The organism is Inquilinus sp. OTU3971 (genome assembly GCF_038440215.1).
On sequence record NZ_JASATH010000418.1, the window covers coordinates 1 to 1,269 of the forward strand.

Here is a 1,269-nt window from a genome sequence, read left to right on the forward strand (position 1 = left end):
CAGGGCGGCGAATCCAAGTTACCGGTCAGGCATGGAGAGGAGGGAAGCGAGGTAGTCAGGTGACCAGCCGGCGATTTTACGACGGAGTTTGAGGGATTTTTTGTCGGATGCGGAGCGGAGGAGGTTGAGGGCGAAGTGTCGGACGACAGCCATGTTCTGTGCGCCGTGTCCCTTTCGGAGTCTGGACTGGTCGTCGCGGAAGATGACGTCGAGGACCCAGTGCAGGCGGTTCTCGATGGCCCAGTGTTGGCGCACGGCCTCGGCGGCCTGGGTGGCGGAGAGGCTGGCGGAGGAGATGAAGTATCGGGTGTCCTGACGGCAGCGGTCGGCCAGTTCGACCTTGGCATGGACGCGCAGGATGCAGGCGGCGTCGGGCAGGCGGAGTTCGCCGGGGAAGCGGCGCTCACCGGAGAGCCAGTCGACCTCGCACAGGACATCGACGCGGCGTTGTTCGATCCGGCCATGGGCCTTGTCGAGATCGATGTCGGTGTCGAGGCGGTGTGGCTCGGCGGCGGCGAAGCCGGCCTCGATCTCGGCGCGCAGGGTCGGCTGGTTGGCCTTGACCGCCAGCAGGTAGTCGGCGCCGGCCCGGCGGATGGCGGTGGCGATGTCGGCATTGGTGGCGACGGCGTCGATCGAGACCAGGGCGCCTTTCAGCCCGTCTTCGGCGCCGAGCCGGTCGAGCAGCACGGGGATCGCCGCCAGCTCGTTCGCCTTGTCGGGCACGGCCTCCTGGCCGAGCACCAGCCGGCGGGTGGTGGCGAAGGCCGAGACCAGATGCAGCGGCCCGGCGCCCGCGGCCCGGTCGTGGCTGCGGCGCGAGGTCTTGCCGTCGATGGCGATCAGCTCCGGCCGCGCCGGCCAGGTCTCGCGCACCCAGTCGCTGAAGGCGGCCGCGAACAGGGCCGGATTGATCCGGTTCATCAGGATCGTCAGCCAGCGCTCGCCCGGAACACCGTGCTCATAAGGCAGATAGCGCCGCAGAAACGGCAGATGCGCCTCGCCCCATGACGCGATCCCCTCATAGTCGTCGCAATCCGCCAGGGTGCCGCACACCACCAGCAGCAGGATCTCCGGCAGCGGATGCAGGATCCGGCGCACGTCCCGCGGATCCTCGATCGTCGAAAAATGCTCCAACAGCGCCCGCAGCCGCGACCTCGGCCACACATTCCCCTGCTCTTCGCTCATCTCGGCGGCTCCGAATCAACCCGCCCTCAGCGATTCACCCTTTCTCTCCCCTGTCACCTGTAACTTGAGTTCGCTGCCCTG

The 1,269-nt window shown here is 67.7% G+C and carries 1 protein-coding gene; it reads right to left on the reverse strand.

The genetic code is table 11. The features are described from left to right. Positions 1-18: 18 nt before the first annotated feature. Complete coding sequence (locus AAHM41_RS40215) at positions 19-1,188, reverse strand: ISAs1 family transposase (protein ID WP_342242261.1); 1,170 nt, start codon at positions 1,186-1,188, stop codon at positions 19-21. Between the last annotated feature and the right edge of the window lie 81 nt (positions 1,189-1,269).

Bases quoted from the DNA above. Each gene is read 5' to 3' on its own strand.
- AAHM41_RS40215 (WP_342242261.1), bottom strand. From the start codon at position 1,188: ATGAGCGAAGAGCAGGGGAATGTGTGGCCGAGGTCGCGGCTGCGGGCG.